Raw genomic sequence first — 22,558 nt, 5'->3', positions numbered from 1 at the left:
TGCGGTATCCGGCCGGGCACTCGGGCCCGGCCGGCGAAGAGATTCCAGAGGCAAGGTTCCTGTGAAGGCACACAACAAGTGGCTGACCGCCCCGCTCGCCGCGGGCCTGGCCGCCGCCCTGCTGAGCGGCTGCGGCACGGAGGAAGGCGGCTCAGGTGACTCCGGCGGCTCGGTGCTCGTCGGCATGTCCGACAAAGTCCTGGCGACGGACCCCGCCGCCGGATACGACCCGGGCTCCTGGCTGCTGTTCAACAACGTCTTCCAGTCCCTGCTCAGCTTCCCCAAGGGCGCCTCGACGCCCCAGCCGGAGGCGGCCGAGAAGTGCGGCTTCGACCAGGGCGGCAGCAAGGTCTACCGGTGCACGCTGCGTGAGGGCCTGAAGTTCAGCAACGGCAACGACCTCACCTCCGAGGACGTCAAGTTCTCGTTCGAGCGCGCCCTGAAGATCAACGACCCGGCCGGCCCGGCACCGCTGCTCACCTCGATCAACAAGATCGAGACCCCGGACGACCGGACGGTCGTCTTCAAGCTGAAGCTCCCGGACGCCACCTTCCCCAGCAAGATCGCCTCGGGCGCCGGCTCCATCATCGACCACCGCGAGTACGACGCCGGCTCGCTGCGCACCGACGGCAAGGCCGTCGGATCCGGCCCGTACAAGCTGGAGTCCTTCAACGACAAGGAAGCGGTCTTCTCGGTCAACTCCGAGTACCGCGGCACGGCCAAGGTGAAGAACGGCGGCATCACGCTGAAGTTCTTCCACGGCGACCGCAAGGCCCTCGGCTCCGCCCTCCAGAAGGGCGAGGTCGACGTCGCCTACCGAGGTCTCGCCGCCGCCGAGATCGCCGAGCTCAAGGGCTCCCTCACGGCCGGCGCCAAGGGCATCGAGGTCATCGAGGGCACCAGCGCCGAGGTCCACCACCTGGTGTTCAACGCCAAGGACCCGGTGGTCGGCAAGCTCGGCGTGCGCAAGGCCATCGCCTACCTCGTGGACCGAGACGCCCTCGTCCGGGACGTCTACCAGTCCACCGCCGCACCCCTGTACTCGATCGTCCCGGCCGGCATCACCGGTCACAACACCGCGTTCTTCGACACCTACGGCGACCGCCCGCAGCGCGACAAGGCCAAGCAGGCGCTGCGCTCCGCCGGTCTCACCGGCAAGGTGAAGCTCACCCTGTGGTCCACGCCCAGCCGGTACGGCCCCGCCACCGACGAGGAGCTCAAGGCCATCGCCCAGCAGCTCAACGACAGCGGGCTGTTCGACGCGAGCGTCAAGTCCGTCGAGTTCGGGCAGTACGAGAAGGACATCAAGGCCGGCAAGTACGGCGTCTACGTGAAGGGCTGGGTTCCCGACTACCCGGACCCCGACAACTTCACCCAGCCGTTCTTCGGCAAGGACAACGTCCTCGGCAACAACTACGACAACGCCGAGATCACCAGGACGCTGATGCCGCGCACCTCCGCGACAGCCGACCGGAGCACCACCGAGGAGGACTTCGGCAAGGTGCAGGACCTGGTGGCCCAGGAGCTGCCCATCCTCCCGCTCTGGCAGGGCAAGCAGTACGCCGTCGCCCGCGACGACATCACGGGCCTGGAGTGGACGCTGGACGCCTCCACCGTCTTCCGCTTCTGGGAGATCAAGAAGGGCTGACCGGAGAGCCCGCCGAGGTCCGAGCGACCGCGGTCCACCACGGAAGGCGGGGTGCCCGACACACGTCGGGCACCCCGCCTTCCGTGCACCGGCCGGGCCGGCCGGGCGGGTTCACTGCGCGCCGGGACGCACCAGGCCGCTCTCGTAGGCGTACACCGCGGCCTGCACGCGGTCCCGCAGCCCCAGCTTGGTCAGCACATGCCCCACATGCGTCTTGACCGTCGTCTCCGACACGAAGAGGTCCGCCGCGATCTCCGCGTTCGACAGGCCGCGCGCCACCAGCTTCAGCACTTCGAGCTCACGGTCCGTCAACGTGTTCAGCGCGTCGGGCACCGGCTCCTCACCTGACGGCAGGTGGTCCGCGTACTTGTCGAGCAGCCGGCGCGTGATGCTCGGCGCGAGCATCGCCTCGCCCGCCGCGACCACCCGGATCGCCTGCACCAGCTCATTGGCGGGCGCGTCCTTCAGCAGGAAGCCGCTGGCCCCCGCGCGCAGCGCCTCCACCACGTACTCGTCCAGGTCGAAGGTGGTCAGCACGAGCACCTTCGCCGGCCCGTCCCGCCCTGGCCCGGTGATCTGCCGGGTCGCCTCCACACCGTCCATACGGGGCATCCGGATGTCCATCAGCACCACATCGGGCTGCAACGCCCGTACCTGGTCGAGAGCCTGCAGACCGTCCCCGGCCTCACCCACGACCGCGATGTCCTGCTCCGCCTCCAGGATCATCCGGAAGCCGGTGCGCAACAGCGGCTGGTCGTCGACCAGTAGGACGCGGATAGCCACGGATACTCCTTCGGGGGGCTCAGCTGACCATGTCCATTCTGCCCTGGGCCTCCTCACCCGGGTCCGCCGGGCGCACGGTCAGCGGGTAGACCGGGGGAGTGCCGCCGAATTCCGGGCAGAACGCCTGGTGGTCGCACCACCCGCAGAGCTTCGTCGGCCGGGGCCGCCAGTCACCCGTCGCGGTGGCCTGCTCGATCGCCTCCCACAGCGCGTGCAGCTTGCGCTCCACCCGCAGCAGGTCCGCCTCCACCGGGTCGTACGTCAGCACGTCACCACTGCCCAGGTACACCAGCTGGAGCCGGCGCGGCACCACGCCCTTCAGCCGCCAGACCACCAGGGCGTAGAACTTCATCTGGAACAGCGCGCCCTCGCCGTACTCCGGGCGCGGCGCCTTGCCCGTCTTGTAGTCGACGATCCGCACCTCGCCCGTCGGCGCCACGTCCACCCGGTCGATCACCCCGCGCAGCCGCAGGCCCGACGGCAGCTCCGTCTCCACGAACAGCTCGCGCTCGGCCGGCTCCAGCCGCGTCGGGTCCTCCAGCGTGAACCACCGCTCGACCAGCCGCTCGGCCTCGCCCAGCCAGCGCGTCAGCCGCTCGCCCTCGCTGTCCTCCTCGAACAGCTCGGCGAGCTCCGGCCGGGACTCCAGCAGCCGGTTCCACTGACCCGGCACCATCGCCCTGGCCCTGGGCGCCGTGCGCTCCGTCGCCGGGTCGTCGAAGAGCCGCTCCAGCACGGCATGGACCAGCGTGCCCCGGGTGGCCGCCTCACTGGGCTTCTCCGGCAGCTTGTCGATCACCCGGAACCGGTACAGCAAGGGGCACTGCATGAAGTCGCTCGCCCGGGAGGGCGACAGCGAGGCGGGCGGTCGCGGGGTCGTCGTCATGGCTCAGAACCCTACGGCCCGCCACTGACAGCGAGCGGCATACCATCGACGCATCGACGCCAGACCCTCCCACACTGCATGATCGTGTGAGTGACGCATCGCACCGAAGGGACCCCGTGAACCAGGACGAGGAGAGCGGCGAGGAGACCCGCCCGCGGTCCGACACGGCCAAGGCCACCCCCGGCGGCGGCAGACCGCGCCGGACCGGTGAGCCCGGCGGCGGCATCCTGATGGGCCGCCCCTTCGGCGTGCCCGTGTACGTCGCCCCCAGCTGGTTCCTGGTCGCCGCCCTGATCACCTGGGTCTTCGGCGGCCAGCTCGACCGGGTCCTGCCCGAGCTCGGCAACGTCCGCTACCTGGTCTCCCTCTTCTTCGCGGTCGCCTTCTACGCCTCGGTGCTGGTCCACGAACTGGCCCACACCGTCGTGGCGCTCCGCTACAAGCTGCCGGTGCGCCGCATCCAGCTCCAGTTCTTCGGCGGCGTCTCCGAGATCGAGAAGGAGTCCGAGACCCCCGGCCGCGAGTTCGTCCTCGCCTTCGTCGGCCCGCTGCTCTCCCTCGTCCTCGCCGGGCTCTTCTACGCCGGGATGCGGGCCGTCGAACCCGGCACCGTCCCCGGCGTCCTGCTCGCCGGCCTGATGATCTCCAACCTGCTCGTCGCCGCCTTCAACCTGCTGCCCGGCCTGCCGCTGGACGGCGGCCGCATGCTCCGGGCCGTCGTGTGGAAGATCACCGGCAAGCCGATGAGCGGCACCGTGGCCGCCGCCTGGGTCGGCCGGGCCCTGGCCGTCGCCGTCCTCATCGGCCTCCCGCTGCTCACCCACACCGGCGCCCTCGGCAACGCCACCGGCGACATCAGCGGCATGGAGACCGTCACCGACGCCCTGCTCGCCGCGATCCTCGCCGCGATCATCTGGACCGGCGCGGGCAACAGCCTGCGGATGGCCCGGCTGCGCGAGCACCTCCCCGAGCTGCGCGCCCGCACCCTGACCCGCCGGGCCGTCCCCGTCGAGTCGCACACCCCCCTGTCCGAGGCGCTGCGCCGCGCCAACGAGGCGGGCGCCCGCGCCCTGGTCGTCGTCGACGGCCACGGCACCCCGACCGCGCTCGTCCGCGAGGCGGCCATCGTCGGCATCCCGCAGCACCGCCGGCCCTGGGTCGCGGTCAGCGGGCTCGCCCAGGACCTCACCGACGGCATGCGGGTCCCCGCGGAGCTGGCCGGCGAGGCCCTGCTCGAAAGGCTCCGAGCCAGCCCGGCCACCGAGTACCTGGTGGTCGAGGAGACCGGCGAGATCTACGGCGTCCTCTCGGCCGCCGATGTGGAGCGCGCCTTCGTCCAGGCCATGGCGCGGCCCTCCTGAGGGCCCGGCCCGCCCCCGGGACGCCGTGGGCGCCCGCCCGCCGTCCGAGGTCAGGGGTGGTGCCCGGGGTGCCCGTGGTGCGAGGGCGTGCCGCGGGCCCGGTACCCTGGTCACATGTCCGAACCGACCGGTGCCGCCCGCCGTCGCGGGCCCTTCAAGGTCGGGGACCAGGTCCAGCTCACCGACCCCAAGGGACGCCACTACACGTTCACGCTCGAGGCCGGGAAGAACTTCCACACCCACAAGGGTTCCTTCCCGCACGACGAGCTGATCGGCGCTCCCGAGGGCAGTGTTGTCCGTACCACGGGGAACGTCGCGTATCTCGCGCTGCGCCCCCTGCTCCCCGACTACGTCCTGTCCATGCCCCGCGGCGCCGCCGTGGTCTACCCCAAGGACGCGGGGCAGATCCTGGCCTTCGCCGACATCTTCCCCGGCGCGCGGGTCGTCGAGGCGGGGGTGGGCTCCGGCTCGCTCAGCAGCTTCCTGCTGCGCGCCATCGGTGACTCCGGCATGCTGCACTCCTACGAGCGCCGCGAGGACTTCGCCGAGATCGCCCGGGGCAATGTGGAGCGCTACTTCGGCGGTCCGCACCCCGCCTGGCAGCTCACCGTCGGCGACCTCCAGGACAACCTCCGCGACACCGACGTCGACCGCGTGATCCTGGACATGCTCGCCCCGTGGGAGTGCTTGGACGCCGTTTCCAAGGCGCTCGTCCCCGGCGGCATCCTCTGCTGCTACGTCGCGACCACCACCCAGCTCGCCAGGACCGTGGAGTCCATCCGCGAGATCGGCTGCTTCGCCGAGCCGGCCGCCTGGGAGTCGATGATCCGCAACTGGCACGTCGAGGGCCTGGCCGTCCGGCCGGACCACCGCATGATCGGTCACACCGGCTTCCTGCTCACCGCCCGCCGCCTCGCGGACGGCGTGGAGCCGCCGATGCGCCGCCGCCGCCCCGCCAAGGGTGCGTACGGCGAGGACTACGAAGGCCCCAACAAGGGCTGATACCCCGTAGGAGCGACACCGCGACAACGCGAGCGCGCCGCCGTCGAGTTCCCGCCATCGCGGGGGAACTCCGCGGCGGCGCCGCCGCGTTCGGTCCCCGCTGTTCCGCCGCCCTGTGACGTGTGGCACGATGCTGACCACCCCGTCGCACAGCTCACAGGAGACGCTCCGCGTGCAGACCTCCGCCGTTCCGGACCTCGCGCACACCCGTGCCCGGCCGGTGCACTGGCTGGCCACCGCCGCCGCGACGGCCGCCGTCGTGGCGGCCGTGGGACTGCTCCAGCCAGGTGCCGCCACCGCCTCCCAGACGGACCCCCGGACCGCCGCCGCCCCGGCCCCCGGCGCGGGCCCCGCTCCGGACGCCGCCGCCGCGTCCTACCCGCTGCGGTGCGCGGGCGCCCCGACGGTGGTGGCCAGGAAGGCCTCGGGCGACCTGGACGGCGACGGCCGCCCCGAGACGGTCGCGGTGGCGCACTGCCAGGCCGGTTCCGGCACGCCGCCGAGCGGCGTCTACGTACTCGCGGAAACCCGGGGGGCCGGTCCCCGGGTGGTGGCCACCCTGGTGGACCCGGCGGACCGGATCGGCGTCACGGACTTCGCGGTGGGTGACGGAGCCGTCACCGCGACCCTGCTGGGCTACTCCTCACCGGATGTGCCGAGCTGCTGCCCCGATCGGGAGGAGCGGGTCAAGTGGCGGTGGAAGGGCGGAAAGTTCGTGCGCTCGGAGCCGGACGAGACGCTCGGTATGTGATCCGTCACGGGGCGTCGGGTCCGTAGACCTCGACCCTGTCCGAAACGCGCCGTACATGGATGCAGTCCCCGGGACACTCCTTGGCCGAGTCGACCACGTCCTGGAGGAGGGGCAGCGGGACCGGTGTGGTGGCGCCCTTGTCCTGCAACAGCTCGTCGTCGGAGCTCTTGACATAGGCCAGCCCGTCGATGTCCAGCTCGAAGACCTCCGGGGCGTACTGCGCGCAGATGCCGTCGCCGGTGCAGAGGTCCTGGTCGATCCAGACCTCGAGCGCCTCGTCGGTGCCCGTGGCGGGCGCCTCGTGCTGCACGGTCATATCCCCTGCCGTTTCCTGCATCGGGTGAAGCATTGAGAAGTAAGTCAGGCCAAGCCTGACGGGTGTTGACCACACCGACGATACAACCGCCCGCTTTCGAATGTTGATGGGTGGGTATCCCCCTGGTGCGAGGGAGAGAGCGCAAGGGTGAAGATCGGACACACCCCGAGAGTCTTTGTGATCTAGGGGTTTCAATCATCACCCACCCAGGTAGGGTCAGGAAGCGTCCAGCTCCCCTTGGAGGAGGTGAGGACCGTGGCAGCCCACGACGACGACATCAACCGCGGCATCCGGCCGGGGCGGGGGTCTGAGGACCCAGCCGGCCAGGTTGCCTATCTCGAGCAGGAAATCGCCGTCCTGCGACGTAAGCTCGCCGACTCTCCGCGTCATACGAGGATTCTCGAAGAGCGGATCGTCGAGCTCCAGACCAACCTGGCCGGCGTGTCCGCTCAGAACGAGCGGCTCGCCAACACGCTCCGTGAGGCCCGCGACCAGATCGTGGCCCTCAAGGAGGAGGTCGACCGGCTCGCGCAGCCGCCGGCGGGCTTCGGTGTGTTCCTGCAGGCGAACGAGGACGGCACCGCCGACATCTTCACCGGGGGCCGCAAGCTCCGGGTGAACGTCAGCCCCGGCGTCGAGCTCGCCGAGCTCCGGCGCGGCCAGGAACTGATGCTCAACGAAGCGCTCAACGTGGTCGAGGCCATGGAGTTCGAGCGCGCCGGGGACATCGTCACCCTCAAGGAGATCCTGGAGGACGGCGAGCGGGCCCTGGTGATCGGGCACACCGACGAGGAACGGGTGGTGAGGCTCGCCGAGCCGCTGCTGGACATCACCATCCGCCCCGGCGACGCCCTGCTGCTGGAGCCCCGGTCCGGCTACGTCTACGAGGTCATCCCCAAGAGCGAGGTCGAAGAGCTCGTCCTGGAGGAGGTCCCGGACGTCGACTACGACAAGATCGGCGGACTGGGCAACCAGATCGAGCTGATCCGCGACGCGGTCGAGCTCCCGTACCTCCACCCCGACCTCTTCAAGGAGCACGAACTGCGGCCGCCGAAGGGCATCCTGCTCTACGGCCCGCCCGGCTGCGGCAAGACGCTCATCGCCAAGGCCGTCGCCAACTCCCTTGCCAAGAAGGTCGCCGAGGTGACCGGGCAGCCCGCCGGGAAGAGCTACTTCCTGAACATCAAGGGCCCCGAGCTCCTCAACAAGTACGTCGGTGAGACCGAGCGGCACATCCGCCTGGTCTTCCAGCGGGCCCGGGAGAAGGCCAGCGAGGGCACCCCCGTCATCGTCTTCTTCGACGAGATGGAGTCCCTCTTCCGCACCCGTGGCTCCGGCGTCAGCTCGGACGTGGAGAACACCATCGTCCCCCAGCTGCTCGCCGAGATCGACGGTGTGGAGGGCCTGGAGAACGTCATCGTCATCGGCGCCTCCAACCGCGAGGACATGATCGACCCGGCCATCCTGCGGCCCGGCCGGCTCGATGTGAAGATCAAGATCGAGCGTCCGGACGCCGAGGCGGCCAAGGACATCTTCGCGAAGTACCTCACGCCGTCGCTGCCGCTGCACTCCGACGACCTGGCCGAGCACAACGGCTCCAAGGAAGCCGCCGCTCACGCCATGATCCAGTCGGTCGTGGAGCAGATGTACGCCGAGTCCGAGGAGAACCGCTTCCTCGAGGTCACGTACGCCAACGGCGACAAGGAAGTCCTCTACTTCAAGGACTTCAACTCGGGCGCGATGATCCAGAACATCGTCGACCGGGCCAAGAAGATGGCGATCAAGGCCTTCCTCGACCACGACCAGAAGGGCCTGCGGGTCTCCCACCTCCTCCAGGCGTGCGTGGACGAGTTCAAGGAGAACGAGGACCTGCCCAACACCACCAACCCGGACGACTGGGCCCGCATCTCCGGCAAGAAGGGCGAGCGGATCGTCTTCATCCGCACCCTGGTCACCGGAAAGCAGGGCGCCGACACCGGTCGCTCCATCGACACGGTGGCGAACACCGGTCAGTACCTGTAGAGCGCGGACCGGCTGCGGGTGTCCTGCGTCCCTCCGCCGAAGGCGGGGGAGGGCATCCGCAGCCGGCTGCTTTCCACGGTCCCCGGCCACCACCCCGACCACACCCCAGCAATGACGCAATCGATCTCCCCACCAGGGCAGAGGCGTTCTAGGCTCTTCCGTACCGCCGGGTCGCGCAGTGCGGGGACGGGCACCGCACACGCATCGAGGAACCAGCGGTACTTGAGCGCCGTCCCCGGACGGGGACGCCGCCGGGCAAGGAGGGCCGCATGACTGTACGGCGAGTAATGGGCATCGAGACGGAGTACGGGATCTCCGTCCCCGGCCACCCGAACGCCAATGCCATGCTCACCTCGTCCCAGATCGTCAACGCCTACGCGGCGGCGATGCACCGGGCGCGCCGCGCCCGCTGGGACTTCGAGGAGGAGAATCCGCTGCGGGACGCCCGCGGCTTCGACCTCGCCCGCGAGGCCGCCGACTCCAGTCAGCTGACCGACGAGGACATCGGCCTGGCCAATGTGATCCTCACCAATGGCGCACGGCTCTACGTCGACCACGCCCACCCCGAGTACAGCTCCCCCGAGGTGACCAACCCGCGCGACGCGGTGCTCTGGGACAAGGCCGGTGAGCGGATCATGGCCGAGGCCGCCGAGCGGGCGGCCCAGCTGCCCGGCGCCCAGCCGATCCACCTGTACAAGAACAACACCGACAACAAGGGCGCCTCCTACGGCACGCACGAGAACTACCTGATGAAGCGGGAGACCCCGTTCTCGGAGATCGTGCGCCACCTGACGCCGTTCTTCGTCTCCCGCCAGGTCGTCACCGGCGCGGGCCGGGTCGGCATCGGGCAGGACGGGCGCGAGCACGGCTTCCAGATCAGTCAGCGCGCCGACTACTTCGAGGTCGAGGTGGGCCTGGAGACCACGCTGAAGCGGCCCATCATCAACACCCGGGACGAGCCGCACGCCGACGCCGAGCGGTACCGCCGGCTCCATGTGATCATCGGCGACGCCAATCTCTCGGAGATCTCGACGTACCTCAAGCTCGGTACGACGTCGCTGGTGCTGTCCATGATCGAGGACGGTTTCATCACCGTCGACCTCGCCGTCGACCAGCCGGTGCGGACCCTGCACCAGGTCTCGCACGACCCCGATCTCGGTCATCTGGTCACCCTGCGCAGCGGCCGGACACTCACCGCTGTCCAGTTGCAGATGGAGTACTTCGAGCTGGCCCGCAAGTACGTGGAGGAACGGTTCGGGGCGGACGCCGACGAGCAGACCAAGGACGTGCTGGCCCGCTGGGAGGACACCCTGAACCGGCTGGAGCACGACCCCATGAGCCTGGCGGGCGAGCTGGACTGGATCGCCAAGCGCGAGCTCATGGAGGGCTACCGGCGCCGCGACGGCCTGGACTGGGACGCGGCACGCCTGCACCTGGTGGACCTCCAGTACGCCGACGTACGGCCCGACAAGGGCCTGTACAACCGTCTGGCGGCCCGGGGCAGGATGCGGCGGCTGCTGGACGAGCCGGCCGTGGAACGGGCCGAGAGGCAGCCTCCCGAGGACACCAGGGCCTATTTCCGGGGCCGCTGCCTGGAGCAGTACGCCGACGACGTGGCCGCGGCCTCGTGGGACTCGGTGATCTTCGACCTGCCGGGCCGTGACTCCCTGCAGCGGGTACCCACCCTGGAACCGTTGCGCGGTACACGTGACCATGTGAAGGAGCTGCTGGACCGCTGCCGCACGGCCGAGGAGCTGGTCCGGGTGCTGTCCGGCGGCTGAGAGGGGCTTCCGCCCGTGGTTCCGCGGGAATCATGGGGGTGGGCCCCGCACGTTGACGCGAGTGCGGGGCCGATGTCAGACCGGGCTTGTAGGGTCTGATCTTGAGAGACCGAACCAAGCGGGCAAACCGAGCGGGGTGAGGGATATGGCGACCAAGGACACCGGCGGCGGGCAGCAGAAGGCGACGCGCTCCACCGAGGAGGTCGAGGAGCAGGCGCAGGACGCGCAGGTATCGGAAGACCTCAAGGAGCGCCAGGAGAAGCTGTCCGACGACGTCGACTCCGTGCTGGACGAGATCGACGACGTCCTGGAGGAGAACGCCGAGGACTTCGTGCGGTCCTTCGTGCAAAAGGGCGGACAGTAACGGACGTTGTCCGCCTCCGGGCGTCGGCGGAAGCCGGCGGCACCGGGGGCGGATGACCGGCGACGGCACGGGTAAGGTCCGTGCACAGCACGCATGATCGGCCCGGCCGTCGCAGCGGCGGGCCGCCGCCTCATTTCGGAAGGAAACGCGTGGAAGCCAACCCCCGTAGCACCGGGCGTCTGCCGGCAGCCTTCCTGACGCCCGGCTCGTCCTCGTTCATGGACTTCCTGGCCCAACACTCACCGGAGCTGCTGCCCGGCAACCGGACGCTGCCGCCGCTTCAGGGCGCCATCGAAGCGCCGCACGGCACGACCATCGTCGCCGCCAGCTTCCCCGGTGGCGTGGTGCTCGCCGGTGACCGGCGGGCCACCATGGGCAACATGATCGCCCAGCGGGACATCGAGAAGGTGTTCCCGGCCGACGAGTACTCGGCCGTGGGCATCGCGGGCACCGCGGGCCTGGCCGTGGAGATGGTCAAGCTCTTCCAGCTGGAGCTGGAGCACTTCGAGAAGGTCGAGGGCGCCCAGCTCTCCCTGGAGGGCAAGGCCAACCGGCTCTCCACGATGATCCGCAGCAACCTGGGCATGGCCATGCAGGGCCTGGCCGTCGTGCCGCTCTTCGCGGGCTGGGACGTCGACCGCGAGAAGGGCCGGATCTTCAGCTACGACGTCACGGGCGGACGCTCCGAGGAGCACGGCTTCGCGGCCACCGGCTCGGGATCGATCTTCGCGCGCGGCTCCATGAAGAAGCTGTACCGCGACGACCTCACCGAGCAGCAGGCCCTCACCCTGGTGGTGCAGGCGCTGTACGACGCGGCGGACGACGACTCGGCGACCGGCGGCCCGGACGTGGCGCGCCGCATCTACCCGATCGTCACCGTGATCACGGAGGACGGCTTCCGCCGGCTGACCGAGGCCGAGTCCTCCGAGGTCGCGCGCTCGGTGCTGGAGCACCGCCTGGAGCAGCCCGACGGTCCGCGCGCCGCGCTCCTGTGATGACCCCGCCACTGACAGAAAGGGACGGATAGCCGGTGTCGACGCCGTTCTATGTCTCACCCCAACAGGCCATGGCCGACCGGGCGGAGTACGCCCGCAAGGGCATCGCCCGTGGACGCAGCCTCGTTGTGCTGCAGTACGCCGACGGCATCGTCTTCGTCGGCGAGAACCCGTCCCGCGCGCTGCACAAGTTCAGCGAGATCTACGACCGCATCGCCTTCGCCGCGGCCGGCAAGTACAACGAGTACGAGAACCTGCGGATCGGCGGTGTGCGGTACGCGGATCTGCGCGGCTACACCTACGACCGCGACGATGTGACGGCCCGTGGGCTGGCCAACGTCTACGCGCAGACCCTCGGCACCATCTTCTCCAGCGCCGGCGAGAAGCCGTACGAGGTGGAGCTGGTCGTCGCCGAGGTCGGCGCCTCACCCGAGGGCGACCAGATCTACCGGCTGCCGCACGACGGATCGATCGTGGACGAACACGGCTCGGTCGCGGTCGGCGGCAACGCCGAGCAGATCAGCAGCTTCCTCGACCAGCGGCACCGCGACGGGATGTCGCTCGCCGAGGCGCTCAAGCTCGCCGTGCAGGCGCTGTCCCGGGACACCAACGGCAGCGAGCGGGAGATCCCCGCCGAGCGCCTGGAGGTGGCGGTCCTGGACCGCACGCGTCCCCAGCAGCGCAAGTTCAAGCGGATCGTCGGACGCCAGCTCGCCCGCCTGCTGGAAGCCGACGGCGCCGCCTCCACCCCGACGGACGCCCCTTCGGACGAGGCCGAGGAGTGAGCGGGTAACCGCGCACGACCGGCCCTCCGTGCCCCGGCCCGCCCACGCGGTCCGGGGCACCGTGCCGGGCGGCCCGGGGCGGCCGGAGCCCGGTCGGTCCGGCCGGAGCGCCCGCGCGGTCTAGGCCCCCGGGTCCACCGGCGCCGGGCCGGAGGAGCCCCGCCGCATCAGGGTCACCGGTAGGTCCCCGCGCTCCGGCGGGCGGCCCGCCAGCACCGCCAGCAGCGCCGCCATGCCGCGCTCGCCGATCCGCTCCGCGGGCAGCCGCACCGTGGTCAGCTCCGGCTCCAGCGCGGTCGCCAGCGCCAGGTCGTCGAACCCGGTGACCGAGACGTCCTCCGGCACCCGCAGCCCCAGCCGCCGTACCGCCTTGCAGGCCCCCGCCGCCAGGATGTCGTCGTCGCACACCAGTGCCGTGGGGCGGGGCCCCGGCGCGGTCAGCGCGCCCTCGGCGGCCACCCGGGCGCCCGTCACGTCCAGCGGCGCCGCCACCGCGGACACGGTCACACCGGGGACACCGCCCAGGCAGGCGGCCAGCGCCCTGGCCCGTACGTCGAAGGTCCACGACGGGACGGCCGACGACAGGTGCACGAACCTGCGGTGCCCCAGTCCCAGCAGGTGCTCCGTGACCTGCCGTACGCCGTCGGCGATGTCCAGGTTCACCTGGGCGGCCGCGCCCGTGTCGGCGGGGTCGCTGTCGAGCATCACCAGGGGCAGGTCGGTACCGCGGATGGCCCGGAGCGCGTCGGCCGCCATCGACGAGGCGATCACCCCGTCCAGCGCGGACCGCGCCGAGGCGAACGGGTCCCTGGCCGGGCCGACGCCCTCGGGGGACGGGTACAGCACCACGCCGAAATCGTGCCGGGCCGCGACGGCGGCGGCGCCCGTGTAGACGCGGGCGAAGAACTCGTTGGTGAGGGCGGGCACCACCAGCAGGGCCGTCCTGGTCCGGCCGAGCCGCAGGCTGCGCGCCGCCAGGTTGGGCCGGTACCCGAGCGCGTCGGCGGCCTCCCGCACCAGGGCGGCGGTGCGCTCGGATACCCGGCCGCGCCACTTGTCGCCGAGGACCAGGGAGACGGTCGCCTGGGACACCCCGGCCGCCCGTGCCACGTCCCGGCTGGTCGGCCGCGCCCCGGCGCCGTCGCCCCGGCCCGCCGGCGCGGACGGGCGGACGGCGCGCCCGGGGGGCGGCGGGGAGGCCGGGGAAGCCGGCGGGTCCGGGGTCTGCACGTACGCCTCCGCGTCGATGGGGCCGGTCCGCGAGGTGGACTCGCGGAATGCCGACATGGTACGTATGACGGCGACGTTATACGTAAAACCTCGGCGGGACCCGGGGGAGAGGGGCAGACGATGGCCGCGGCACCGAGCGGATACGCCGACCTGCTGAAGGCACCCCATGCCGCACGCCTGCTGATCGGCACCCTGATAGGCCGGCTCCCCAACGGCACCGCGCCCATCGCGATCCTGCTGTTCACGCGAGCCGAAGGCGGCAGCTACAGCCTGGCGGGCGCCCTCGCGGCGGTGTACGGGGTGGCCAACGCCGTCGGGCAGCCCCTGCTGGGCCGTGCCGTCGACATGTACGGCCAGCCCCGCGTGCAGCTGCCCGCCGCGCTCCTGTCCGCCCTGGGCATGGCGCTGCTCGCCCTGCTCGGCATCGAGCCGGTCCTCCTGGCCCACGCGGCCGTCGTGGTCGCCGGCCTGTTCACCCCGCCCCTGGAGGGCGGGCTGCGCGCCCTGTGGCCCAGCGTCCTGGGCCGCGAGGACCGCGTCCACCGGGCGTACGCCCTGGACGCGGTCGCCCAGGAGGTCATGTTCACCGCCGGGCCGCTGCTGGTCACGCTCTTCGTCTCACTGTGGTCGCCCGCCGCCGCCATCGTGCTCATCAACGCCATCGGCGTGCTCGGCGCCCTGTCCGTGGTCCTGTCCGAGCCCTCCCGGGCCTGGCGCTCGGCCCCCCGTGAGGCGCACTGGCTGGGCGCCCTGCGCTCCCCCGGACTGCTCGCCCTGCTCGGCTCCTTCTTCTTCGTCGGCCTCGCCCTGGGGTCCATCACGGTGGCCGGGGTGGCGTACGCCGACGACCACGGCCGCGCCTCGGTGTACGGGTGGCTGATGGCCGCCCTGGGCCTGGGCGCGCTGATCGGCGGCACGGTCTACGGCGCCCGCCGGTGGGCGGGCCCGCCCGAACGCCGGCTGACCGTCCTGGTCGGCCTGCTCGCGCTGGGCTACCTGCCACTGGCCCTCACCCCCGGGGTGGGCGCCATGACCGCCCTGGCGGCCCTGTCCGGCGTGTTCCTGGCCCCCGCCCTCGCCTGCGCGTTCATCGTGGTGGACCGGCACGCCCCCAGCGGCACGGTCACCGAGGCGTTCTCCTGGCTGGTCACCACCTTCGGCGTGGGCGCCGCGCTGGGCATGGCGGCGGCGGGCCCGGCGGTCGAGCTGGCCGGGACCAGCGCGAGTTTCGGCGTCGCCGGGGCCGGCGGAATCGCCGCGCTGCTCGTCCTGCTGGCCACCCGGCGGGTACTGGAGGTTCCGCGCCGGACGGCACAACAGGCCGCACACACCGTGGCCGTATCGGAAAATGATCGGAACGGGGCACGCGAACCCGGTTTCAGCTCAGGCCATCAGGCGTAATGTTCAGTCATGGACCGCCGCATTTTCGGGCTGGAGAACGAGTACGGCGTCACGTGCACGTTCAGGGGACAGCGCCGACTGTCACCTGACGAAGTGGCGCGCTACCTCTTCCGCCGTGTCGTGTCATGGGGCCGCAGCAGCAATGTCTTCCTGCGGAACGGCGCCCGCCTCTACCTCGACGTGGGATCGCATCCGGAATACGCAACTCCAGAATGCGACGACGTGACGGAACTGGTCACCCACGACAAGGCCGGTGAGCGCATCCTCGAAGGCCTGCTCGTCGACGCCGAACGCCGCCTGCACGAGGAGGGAATCGCGGGCGACGTCTATCTCTTCAAGAACAACACCGATTCGGCGGGAAACTCCTACGGCTGCCACGAGAACTATCTGGTCGCCCGGCACGGGGAGTTCTCCCGGCTCGCGGACATCCTCATTCCCTTCCTCGTCACCCGCCAGCTCATCTGCGGCGCGGGGAAGGTGCTGCAGACCCCGCGCGGCGCCGTCTACTGCGTCAGCCAGCGGGCCGAGCACATCTGGGAGGGCGTCAGCTCCGCGACCACCCGCTCACGGCCGATCATCAACACCCGTGACGAGCCGCACGCCGACGCCGAGCGCTACCGCCGCCTCCACGTCATCGTCGGCGACTCGAACATGTCCGAGACGACCATGCTGCTGAAGGTCGGCGCCACCGACCTGGTCCTGCGCATGATCGAGGCGGGCACGGTGATGCGCGACCTGACCCTGGAGAACCCGATCCGGGCGATCCGCGAGGTCAGCCACGACATCACCGGGCAGCGCAAGGTGCGGCTCGCCAGCGGTCGCGAGGCGTCCGCCCTGGAGGTCCAGCGCGAGTACTACGACAAGGCCGTGGACTTCGTCGACCGGCGCGGCATCCGCACCGGCACCGTCGCGCAGGTCCTGGAGCTGTGGGGCCGCACCCTCGACGCCATCGAGGAGGAGGACCTCGACCGGATCGGCACCGAGATCGACTGGGTCATCAAGTACAAGCTCCTGGAGCGGTACCGCAACAAGCACAACATGACCATGTCGCACCCCCGGGTCGCCCAGATAGACCTCGCCTACCACGACATCCACCGTCGGCGGGGGCTGTACTACCTGCTGGAGAAGAAGGGGCAGGCCGCCCGGATCTGCAACGACCTGAAGATCTTCGAGGGCAAGTCGGTGCCCCCGCAGACCACCCGGGCACGGCTGCGCGGCGACTTCATCCGCCGGGCCCAGGAGCAGCGCCGGGACTTCACCGTCGACTGGGTGCACCTCAAGCTCAACGACCAGGCACAGCGGACCGTCCTGTGCAAGGACCCCTTCCGGTCGGTGGACGACCGGGTGGAGAAGCTCATCGCCGGCATGTGATCCGGACGCGGTCCGCGGCGGGAGGCCACGGGCACCGATCGCGGGGCCCCGCGCCCGAGGTGCGGGGCCCGCGTGCGCTCCGGCGCGTGCGCGGGTGGACGCTCGCCGGAGCACCGCGCGGCGCGCGCCGGGAGCGGGCCCCGGCGCACGCCGTACTGCGGGGGCGGGAAGCGGGGGCCGTAGAGTGACGGCACGGACATCCCACCAACCCCCCGAGGACCACTGTGCGACGACGTCGACTTGCCGCCTTGCTCATCGTGCCCGCCCTGCTGCTGACCGCCTGCGGGGGAGGCGAGGACTCCGACAAGAAGAAGGACGGCGCGTCCGCGTCCCCGAAGGCCACGCAGCAGGAGGTCCCCAAGCCCGTCGACTCGGCGTCCCCGATGCCGCAGGTCAGCGGTGCGATCGGCAAGAAGGCCACCATCACCATCCCCAAGGGCAAGCCGAGCGCGTCGTTCGTCGTGCACCCGGTCACCCCGGGCACCGGCGCCGAGGTGAAGAAGGACGACCTGGTGCTCGCCGACTTCACCGCCAAGGTCTGGCAGGGCGGCAAGGAACTCGGCAGCTCGTACGAGCAGGGCGGCGCCCCCCAGGTGATCACCGCCGGGTCCAAGAAGGTCATCCCCGCCTTCGCCGACGCCGTCACCGGTCAGAGGATCGGCAGCCGGGTCCTGGTCGTCGCCCCGCCCGCCGCCGCCTTCGGGTCCGCCGGCAACCAGCAGATCGGCGTCTCCGGCACCGACACGCTCGTGTTCGTGCTCGACATCAAGAGCGTGATGCCGAAGAAGGCCGAGGGCGAGCAGGCGGAGATCCCGGCCGACCTGCCGCAGATCGACGCGGCGAAGAACGGGCCCGCCACCATCACGATCCCCAAGAACGACCCGCCGGCCAAGCTGGTGGACGACGTCCTCATCGAGGGCAAGGGCGCCGAGGTGAAGGCCGGCCAGAAGGTGTACATGCAGTACACCGGCGCCGCCTGGAAGATCAACCAGGGCAAGCCCGAGGCGACGCCCTTCGACTCCTCCTGGAACGCCGGCCAGCCGTTCAGCACGGCCATCGGCCAGGGCCAGGTCATCGAGGGCTGGGACAAGGGACTCGTCGGCAAGAAGGTCGGCAGCCGCGTGCTGCTGGTGATCCCGCCGGCCCAGGCGTACAAGGACCAGGACAAGGGCCCCAACCTGCCGGCGAACTCGACCCTGGTCTTCGTCGTCGACATCCTCGCCGCAATGTAAGACTGTCCCGGTTGCCCAGAAGCAAGGAAGTAGGAGCGTTTACGTGAGCATCGAGAAGCCCGAGATCGACTTCCCGGGCGGCGAGCCGCCGGCCGACCTGGAGATCAAGGACATCTGGGAGGGCGACGGCCCGGTCGCCAAGGCGGGAGACTTCGTCTCCGTCCACTACGTGGGCGTGGCCTTCTCCACCGGTGAGGAGTTCGACGCGTCCTGGAACCGCGGCAACCCGCTGCAGTTCCAGCTCGGCGCCGGCCAGGTCATCCAGGGCTGGGACCAGGGCGTGCAGGGCATGAAGGTCGGCGGCCGCCGCCAGCTGACCATCCCCGCCCACCTCGCGTACGGCGACCGCGGCGCCGGTGGCGGCCGTATCGCCCCGGGCGAGACGCTGATCTTCGTCTGCGACCTGGTCTCCGTCTGACGCTCGATCCGCCGCACCCGCGGCCGGAGACGGCCGCACCGAGGGCCCGTGCCTGCCGGCACGGGCCCTCGGCTTTTGTCCGCACACCCCCGGGCGGTACGTTGAGCGTCGCGAAAGTCACTCCATCAGAAGAGGTGCAGGGCGTCGATGGCCATTGCCAAGGCCGAGCGGCTGATGAATCTGGCGCTGTGCCTGCTGGGGACCCGCCGCCCGCTCAGCAAGCGTGAGCTGCGCGGCTCCATCGAGGCATACCTGGAAGCCGGCTCCGACGACTCGTTCAACCGCATGTTCGAGCGGGACAAGGACGACCTGCGGGAACTCGGCCTGGTGATCGAGACCGTGGAGAACCTCGACGGCGACACCGGCTACCTCGCCCGCCGCGACTCCAACCGGCTCCCGCCCATCCAGCTCGACGCGGAGGAGGCCGCCGCCCTCGGCCTCGCCGCCAAGGTGTGGCAGCAGGCCCGCCTGGCCGGCGCGGCCAGCGGCGCCCTGCAGAAGCTGCGCGCCGCCGGCATGCCCGAGGCCGAGGACACCTTCGACGACCGGCACAGCGCCCTGGAACCGCGCATCCCGGTGCACGAGGCCGCCTTCGAGCCGCTCATGCTGGCCTGCCGCGACCGCCGGCCCGTCGTCTTCGAGTACCGCAAGGCCAACGCCGCCCGGCCCGAGACCCGCCAGGTCGAACCCTGGACGCTGGAGTGCTGGCGCGGCCACTGGTACCTGGCCGGCTGGGACCGGGAGCGGAGCGCCGAGCGCGTCTTCCGGCTCTCCCGCATCACGGGCAAGGTCCGCTCCCGGGCCGGTGCCTTCACCGCGCCCGTGCCGGACGTCTCCACCGTCCGCGAGACGGTCGAGCGCTGGGCGGGGGAGACCGCGACCCGCTCGGCCCGCATCCGGCTGCGCACCGAGTGCGGCTACCCGCTGCGGGCCCGCGCCCTGTCGGTGAGGGAACGCGGTGACGGCTGGGACGAGCTGGAGATTCCGTACGGGCACGGCCTGGACGCCTGGCTCGTGGAGTTCGGACCGGACGTGGTGGTACTGGAGCCCGCGGACCTGCGGGCGGATGTCGTGGACCGGCTGCGCGCCGTGGCCAAGGGCTGAGGGGACGGAGAACCATGGCCACGAACGCCATCGACCAGACCCGGCGGATGCTCTCGCTGGTGACCTATCTGCGCGAGCGGCCCGGCGCCCACGTCGGCGACGTCGCCCGTGCCTTCGGGATCACCGAGGACGAGCTGATCGCCGACCTCGACGTGCTGCCCATGTGCGGGACCAGCTTCCGGGGCGGGGACCTGCTGGACATCGACACCGACGGCGACCGGATCTGGTGGCACAACCCGGACGACGTCGCCGAGCCGCTGCGGCTGGCCGCCGACGAGGCGACCGCCCTGCTGGTCGCCGCGCGGGCCGTCGCCACCCTGCCCGGACTGCGTGAGGGCGACCGTGAGGCGCTGCTGCGCGCCACCGCGAAGCTGGAGGCGGCGGCGGGTGAGGCGGCGGGCGCCAGCTCGCGGCTGTCGGTGACCTTCGAGTCGGAGGGCGGCGTCTTCGCCGAGGTCGACCGGGCCATCTCGGAGCGGCGCCGGCTCTGGCTGCGCTACTACTCGCCCGCCCGCGACGAGCTCACCGAGCGCGAGGTCGACCCGATCCGGCTCTTCGCCGTCGGCCACACCTACATGGAGGCCTGGTGCCGCCAGTCCGAGGCGCGCCGTACCTTCCGCCTCGACCGGGTCGCCGAGATCCGGCTCCTCGACCAGCCGTCGGCGCCGCCCGAGATAGAGCTGCGCGACCTGTCCGAAGGGCTCGTCCAGCCGTCGGCCGACGACCCGGAGGTACTGGTCGAGGTGGGCCCCGGCGGGCGGTGGGTGGCCGAGTACTACCCGCACGACAGCGCGGAGGAACTGCCCGACGGCGGTCTGCGCATCACCCTGCGCACGCCCGACCCCGCCTCGCTGCGGCGGCTCGCCCTGCGGCTGGGCCGGGACGGGCGCATCGTCTCCCCGGCCGAGCTGGCGCACAGCGCGCGGCAGGCGGCCCGCGAGGCGCTCGCCGCGTACGACGAGCCCGAGCTCGACGGCGCGCGGTAGACGATCACCGCAGGGGAAGCCCCGCCGGAGGACACGGGTCAACCCGCCGGGGAACATCGGAACCCCGCCGAGGGGCGAGGGAAGCAAGGGGAAGGGGAGAGCGTGCCCGTGACGTCCGCGACATCCGGCGCCCCGGCGCCGTCGGCGCCCGTCCTCTTCCGGGCGGCCTGCCCGGACTGCCTCGCCCGCTTCGAGCTGCCGGCGGGGGCGCTGCGCCTCGCCATCGGCGCCAGCCGCCGTACCACCTTCTACTCCTTCCGCTGCCCGGCGTGCGGCACGGCGGTGCGCAAGCCGGCCGGTGAGCGCATCGTCGAACTCCTCACCGGCGGCGGTGTGCGGACGCTGCGCCTCCACACCACCGTCCTGCCGTCGCCGCCCGCCACCTCACCGTCCCTCAAGGTCTAGGCTCTCCGCATGTTCTGGCCCATGCTCGCCATCGCCCTCGGTTTCCTCGGGATCGCCGTGCTCGGCCTCCTCGGGATCCGGGTGTTCATCGAGGCCCAGCGCCTCGGCCGTCAAGTGGCCCACACCACACAGCGCATCAACCGCGCCGCGGAGGACCTGGAGCGGGCGGCCACCGACCTGGCCCGTACCGGTGAGACTCTGCGCTGAACCGGGCGTTCTCCACCCGTACCCGCGCGGAAGGTACGCTGCTGTCAGCGGCCGGGCCACGAGGCACCCGCCGCAAACGGGAGTACGCACGGGGATTGCCCCGTGTTCACCCGTGCGCGTTACGATCCTTGACGGCCGTGTTCCGGACCTGTCTCCGGCTCCCGGCCGACCGCCCCGCCCCATGCCGCCTCGGTGAGAAGGTAGACACGCTTATGTTCCGACAGATCGGCCCCACCGAGATCATTCTCATCCTCCTCGTCGTCGTGCTGCTCTTCGGTGCCAAGAAGCTTCCCGAGATGGCCCGTTCGCTGGGCAAGTCCGCGCGCATCCTGAAGAGCGAGGCCAAGGCGATGAAGTCGGAGGGCCAGCAGCCGGCCCCCGCCGACCCGCCGGCCGACCAGCCCCCGGCGCAGCGCACCATCAAGGCGGCGCCCGGCGACGTGACCAGCGCCCGCCCCGTCGCGGAGCCGTCGGACACCACCCAGCGCTGACCCCAGGGCCGCCCCTCACGGCGGCCTGCCGCACGAGATGAGGACGTGGGTTGCTCAAGTCTGCCCGCCGTAAGAAGGAGAAGGACCCCGAGGGGCGGATGCCGCTCGCGGAGCACCTGCGCGAGCTTCGCAACCGGCTCGCGAAGGCGATGCTGGCGATCACGATCACGTCCATCGCCGCGGCGTTCTACAGCCAGGAACTCATGGACTTCCTCTCCTCCCCGGTGGAGCGGTGTCCGAAGGGCGTCATGGAGACCGGTGGCACGTGCGCCACCATCGTCTACAACGACCTGCTCTCCCCGTTCACCACGACGGTCAAGGTCGTCCTGATGGCGGGCATCGTCCTGTCCTGCCCGGTCTGGCTCTACCAGCTCTGGGCCTTCGTGGCGCCGGGCCTGCACAAGAGCGAGAAGAAGTACACCTACTACTTCGCCGCTGCCGCCGTCCCGCTCTTCGCGGCCGGTGTCTACGTCGCGTACCTGATCATGCCGGTCAGTATGAGTGTGCTGCTGAGCATCACACCGGACCCCGCGGCGAACCTCCTCGAGGTGGACAAGATCCTGGACTTCACGGTCCGGATGGTGCTGATTTTCGGCTTCTCGTTCGAGCTGCCCGTGCTGCTGATCATGCTGAACGCCGCCGGCGTCGTCACCGGACGCCGGATGGCCGGCTGGTGGCGCGGCGTGATCATGGGCATCTTCGTCTTCGGCGCGATCGCCACCCCCTCGACCGACCCGCTGGGCATGGTCGCCCTGTCCGGGCCGATCATCCTCCTGTACTTCATCGCGGTGGGCATCTCGCTCCTCAACGACCGGCGCCGCCGCCGCAACGACCCGGACGCCGAGCTGGACGACGACGAGGCGTCCCGGCTGGACCTCACCCCGGAGCCGATCGCCGAGGTCGGGACCGTCCCCGCCGCCCGGGCACTGCCCGAGCAGGCCGGCGGCCGAGTCACCGGGGCCGCGCCGCAGCGGCTGAACGGCTACGACGACATCACCTGATCCGCGAGGGCCGGGCGC

General features: G+C 71.1%; 23 protein-coding genes. 19 read left to right on the top strand and 4 right to left on the bottom strand.

Annotated elements, in window-relative coordinates:
• Positions 1-61: 61 nt before the first annotated feature.
• On the top strand, positions 62-1,648 hold the full coding sequence (locus tag AB0H53_RS09305) for an ABC transporter substrate-binding protein (protein ID WP_362109204.1): 1,587 nt from the start codon (positions 62-64) through the stop codon (positions 1,646-1,648).
• A 111-nt stretch (positions 1,649-1,759) separates the two neighbouring features.
• On the opposite strand, the gene AB0H53_RS09300 is transcribed toward AB0H53_RS09305, so the two are convergent.
• Together AB0H53_RS09300 and AB0H53_RS09295 are read right to left on the bottom strand one after the other, a co-directional pair.
• Complete coding sequence (locus AB0H53_RS09300) at positions 1,760-2,431, bottom strand: response regulator transcription factor (protein WP_362109202.1); 672 nt, start codon at positions 2,429-2,431, stop codon at positions 1,760-1,762.
• Positions 2,432-2,450: 19 nt separating this feature from the next.
• Positions 2,451-3,317 carry a RecB family exonuclease gene (locus tag AB0H53_RS09295; RefSeq protein WP_362109200.1) on the bottom strand — a complete coding sequence of 289 codons (867 nt, stop codon included), beginning with the start codon at positions 3,315-3,317 and terminating at the stop codon, positions 2,451-2,453.
• Positions 3,318-3,433: 116 nt separating this feature from the next.
• On the opposite strand from AB0H53_RS09295, the gene AB0H53_RS09290 reads away from it, so the two are divergent.
• From AB0H53_RS09290 to AB0H53_RS09280, 3 genes are all read left to right on the top strand, one after another.
• Entirely contained in the window at positions 3,434-4,678 is a 1,245-nt protein-coding gene (locus AB0H53_RS09290; protein ID WP_362109198.1) for a site-2 protease family protein, read from the top strand.
• A 114-nt stretch (positions 4,679-4,792) separates the two neighbouring features.
• Positions 4,793-5,680, top strand: a complete 888-nt coding sequence (locus AB0H53_RS09285) for a tRNA (adenine-N1)-methyltransferase (protein ID WP_362109196.1) — start codon at positions 4,793-4,795, stop codon at positions 5,678-5,680.
• Between the two features lie 172 nt (positions 5,681-5,852).
• Positions 5,853-6,431, top strand: coding sequence for a hypothetical protein (locus AB0H53_RS09280; RefSeq protein WP_362109452.1), 579 nt, complete (start codon positions 5,853-5,855; stop codon positions 6,429-6,431).
• Between the two features lie 4 nt (positions 6,432-6,435).
• Here AB0H53_RS09280 and AB0H53_RS09275 read toward each other — a convergent pair whose 3' ends face one another.
• Positions 6,436-6,747, bottom strand: a complete 312-nt coding sequence (locus AB0H53_RS09275) for a ferredoxin (RefSeq protein ID WP_362109194.1) — start codon at positions 6,745-6,747, stop codon at positions 6,436-6,438.
• Between the two features lie 255 nt (positions 6,748-7,002).
• Between AB0H53_RS09275 and arc the strand changes: the two genes are divergently transcribed.
• The 5 genes from arc to prcA all read left to right on the top strand — a co-directional run bounded on the left by arc (position 7,003) and on the right by prcA (position 12,694).
• Positions 7,003-8,769, top strand: coding sequence for a proteasome ATPase (gene arc, locus AB0H53_RS09270; protein WP_362109192.1), 1,767 nt, complete (start codon positions 7,003-7,005; stop codon positions 8,767-8,769).
• Between the two features lie 269 nt (positions 8,770-9,038).
• Positions 9,039-10,550 (top strand): depupylase/deamidase Dop, encoded by a 1,512-nt coding sequence (dop, locus tag AB0H53_RS09265; RefSeq protein WP_362109190.1) that lies wholly within the window; start codon positions 9,039-9,041, stop codon positions 10,548-10,550.
• A 145-nt stretch (positions 10,551-10,695) separates the two neighbouring features.
• Positions 10,696-10,914 (top strand): ubiquitin-like protein Pup, encoded by a 219-nt coding sequence (locus tag AB0H53_RS09260; protein ID WP_086569168.1) that lies wholly within the window; start codon positions 10,696-10,698, stop codon positions 10,912-10,914.
• Between the two features lie 149 nt (positions 10,915-11,063).
• The gene (prcB, locus tag AB0H53_RS09255; protein WP_362109188.1) at positions 11,064-11,909 is read left to right on the top strand and encodes a proteasome subunit beta; all 846 of its coding nucleotides are present in this window, start codon (positions 11,064-11,066) and stop codon (positions 11,907-11,909) included.
• A gap of 35 nt (positions 11,910-11,944) precedes the next feature.
• A complete protein-coding gene (gene prcA, locus AB0H53_RS09250) occupies positions 11,945-12,694 on the top strand; it encodes a proteasome subunit alpha (protein ID WP_362109186.1) in 750 nt (249 codons plus the stop codon).
• A 120-nt stretch (positions 12,695-12,814) separates the two neighbouring features.
• Here prcA and AB0H53_RS09245 read toward each other — a convergent pair whose 3' ends face one another.
• On the bottom strand, positions 12,815-13,981 hold the full coding sequence (locus tag AB0H53_RS09245; protein ID WP_362109184.1) for a LacI family DNA-binding transcriptional regulator: 1,167 nt from the start codon (positions 13,979-13,981) through the stop codon (positions 12,815-12,817).
• A gap of 63 nt (positions 13,982-14,044) precedes the next feature.
• On the opposite strand from AB0H53_RS09245, the gene AB0H53_RS09240 reads away from it, so the two are divergent.
• The 10 genes from AB0H53_RS09240 to tatC all read left to right on the top strand — a co-directional run bounded on the left by AB0H53_RS09240 (position 14,045) and on the right by tatC (position 22,540).
• A complete protein-coding gene (locus AB0H53_RS09240; RefSeq protein ID WP_362109182.1) occupies positions 14,045-15,325 on the top strand; it encodes an MFS transporter in 1,281 nt (426 codons plus the stop codon).
• 9 nt (positions 15,326-15,334) lie between these two features.
• A complete protein-coding gene (gene pafA, locus AB0H53_RS09235; protein WP_362109180.1) occupies positions 15,335-16,696 on the top strand; it encodes a Pup--protein ligase in 1,362 nt (453 codons plus the stop codon).
• 248 nt (positions 16,697-16,944) lie between these two features.
• A complete protein-coding gene (locus AB0H53_RS09230; protein WP_362109178.1) occupies positions 16,945-17,928 on the top strand; it encodes an FKBP-type peptidyl-prolyl cis-trans isomerase in 984 nt (327 codons plus the stop codon).
• A 43-nt stretch (positions 17,929-17,971) separates the two neighbouring features.
• Positions 17,972-18,346, top strand: coding sequence for an FKBP-type peptidyl-prolyl cis-trans isomerase (locus AB0H53_RS09225; RefSeq protein ID WP_362109176.1), 375 nt, complete (start codon positions 17,972-17,974; stop codon positions 18,344-18,346).
• Between the two features lie 147 nt (positions 18,347-18,493).
• Positions 18,494-19,450 carry a WYL domain-containing protein gene (locus AB0H53_RS09220; protein WP_362109174.1) on the top strand — a complete coding sequence of 319 codons (957 nt, stop codon included), beginning with the start codon at positions 18,494-18,496 and terminating at the stop codon, positions 19,448-19,450.
• Between the two features lie 14 nt (positions 19,451-19,464).
• Positions 19,465-20,436, top strand: coding sequence for a WYL domain-containing protein (locus tag AB0H53_RS09215; protein ID WP_362109172.1), 972 nt, complete (start codon positions 19,465-19,467; stop codon positions 20,434-20,436).
• Between the two features lie 102 nt (positions 20,437-20,538).
• Positions 20,539-20,841 (top strand): hypothetical protein, encoded by a 303-nt coding sequence (locus AB0H53_RS09210; RefSeq protein ID WP_362109170.1) that lies wholly within the window; start codon positions 20,539-20,541, stop codon positions 20,839-20,841.
• A 9-nt stretch (positions 20,842-20,850) separates the two neighbouring features.
• A complete protein-coding gene (locus AB0H53_RS09205) occupies positions 20,851-21,048 on the top strand; it encodes a hypothetical protein (protein WP_362109168.1) in 198 nt (65 codons plus the stop codon).
• Positions 21,049-21,260: 212 nt separating this feature from the next.
• Entirely contained in the window at positions 21,261-21,539 is a 279-nt protein-coding gene (gene tatA, locus AB0H53_RS09200; protein WP_362109166.1) for a Sec-independent protein translocase subunit TatA, read from the top strand.
• 98 nt (positions 21,540-21,637) lie between these two features.
• Positions 21,638-22,540 (top strand): twin-arginine translocase subunit TatC, encoded by a 903-nt coding sequence (gene tatC, locus AB0H53_RS09195; protein ID WP_362109450.1) that lies wholly within the window; start codon positions 21,638-21,640, stop codon positions 22,538-22,540.
• The last annotated feature ends 18 nt before the right edge of the window (positions 22,541-22,558 follow it).

This window comes from Streptomyces sp. NPDC050856 (assembly GCF_040653855.1).
In the GTDB taxonomy this organism is placed as follows: Bacteria; Actinomycetota; Actinomycetes; order Streptomycetales; family Streptomycetaceae; genus Streptomyces.
The sequence above is the reverse complement of the archived record's forward strand: the minus strand, read 5'-3'. Positions and strand labels throughout refer to the sequence as shown.